2 protein-coding genes are annotated in these 1,782 nt (G+C 50.3%); both read right to left on the bottom strand.

Features of this window, described 5'->3' with window-relative positions:
• Window positions 1–484 (bottom strand): hypothetical protein (locus F6K23_RS40315; protein WP_293166807.1); only part of this gene is annotated, 484 nt, incomplete at its 3' end.
• Window positions 485–510: 26 nt separating this feature from the next.
• On the bottom strand, window positions 511–1,452 hold the full coding sequence (gene lipA, locus F6K23_RS40310) for a lipoyl synthase (RefSeq protein WP_293166805.1): 942 nt from the start codon (window positions 1,450–1,452) through the stop codon (window positions 511–513).
• Window positions 1,453–1,782 lie beyond the last annotated feature (330 nt).

The following is a 1,782-nucleotide window of genomic DNA, read 5'->3' as shown; positions in this document are numbered from 1 at the left end:
TCATGCAGAACTTATAGCCAGAGGTTGGTCCACCGCTGTTGGAAAGGTGACCAAATAAACGGTCTGCCACCTGCCAAACCTTAATGTTGATAAACAGACCATATTGACCGCCTTCATTGCTTTCATTCCATTGGCCAGCAATGAATTCGCAGTAGGTATCGTCAGCTTTTTGCGCGCGACGACAGCGAACCAGCATAGAGAATACGCTGTCGTTGCCATGGCGGTCAAGTAGCGGACAGCTATGGCGATCGATGCTAAGGTACTGCCCTTCATCAAGATGAAGAGCAGAGCCATGGCGGCCTGCGGCTTGATCGGTGATGACCTGCAGCGTACCACTCGCTGATCGTAGTTGGTAGTGCTCACCATACTGAGCGGTGAAAAGTTCGCTGTGGCTTTGAGAGTGGGTAAAATCCCAAGCGCAGATCAAGTCTGAAAAACTCGTGTGATCAATATCGTCGAGCAGAAAGGCGGGCTGTGGCTGCATAAAATCGCTGTAGTTGGTCGCAATAGCTAGTGTTCAACCTGCGAACCGCGGGTTGCGGATGGTGGTAGGGTCATGTGTTCAGCCGCTCCATCAAGTACTGCCTCGGCGTAGTAACTTGAACGCACAAAAGGACCTGCAGCGACGTGACTAAAGCCAAGTTCCTTACCCCACTGTTCATAGCGACCGAATTCTTCAGGCGGGACAAAGCGCATGACATCATGGTGCTGTAACGATGGGCGAAGATACTGACCAATGGTAAAGATATCGACATCCTGTTTGCGGAGATCTTCCATCAGCCAACGAATTTCGTCATCTGTCTCGCCAAGCCCAACCATAATTCCAGATTTAGTCCAAATGGTCGGATCGAATTCCTTCACTCGGCGTAAGAATTCGAGGGAGCGATTGTACTCAGCTTGAGGACGCACCGTCCGATAAAGACGCGGAATGGTCTCCATGTTATGGTTGAAGACGTCAGGCCGGGCTTCGCAAACCACCGCTAAGGCATCCCAATTTCCGCAAAAGTCAGGAGTGAGTACTTCAATAAGGCCATCTGGATTGTGCTCACGAATCGCATTGATCGTGGCAGCAAAATGCTCGGCGCCACCGGTGGGCATATCGTCGCGATTGACCGAGGTTACCACGGCGAACTTGAGCCCTAACTCGCCGACAGCTTTGGCGACGCGTTCTGGTTCTGTTTCATCTAAGGGTGGTAAATTCAAGAGTTTAGTGTTCACATCACAGAACGAGCAGGTGCGGGTGCAGGTCTCACCCATCAACATGAAGGCCGCTACTTTTTTGCTGTAACACTCATTTTGATTCGGGCAGGTGGCTTCCTCACAAACAGTGGTGAGTTTCTCACGTTTCAACACCTCGTTGGTATGGCCGGCATGGGTGCCCGCTGGCGCAAGGCTACGCTTAAACCATTTCGGCAAGCGCTGACGAGTCGGTGAACGAGGAATAACGGCCATAACAATCTCCCAATCGAGCGCGCATGCTGCCTAACCACTGCCATAAGGCAAACGCCATTGCTCCGAGTTGCCTGACTTGTGCAAAGCAGGCAACAGCTTGGTCTAGTGGGAGGTTTGTTGCTGCTCGAATTGGGGTTACCTATTGCTCTCATGCGCGGCTTAAAAGTAAGTTAACACATTTAGCCTGCGAGAATAACACTAACTATATGAGATGTCCAAACGATTATCGGTATATGTGTTTCGGATCGAAATAATTACTGAACAAGATAAGTGACGTACTTAGGGGAAGTCGGTACGCTAATTAACAATGGATAGCATGTTTCTGCATGG

It is taken from the genome of Okeania sp. SIO2C9, assembly GCF_010672455.1.
Classification (GTDB): domain Bacteria; phylum Cyanobacteriota; class Cyanobacteriia; order Cyanobacteriales; family Microcoleaceae; genus Okeania.
This window is presented reverse-complemented; position numbering and strand designations above follow the sequence as displayed.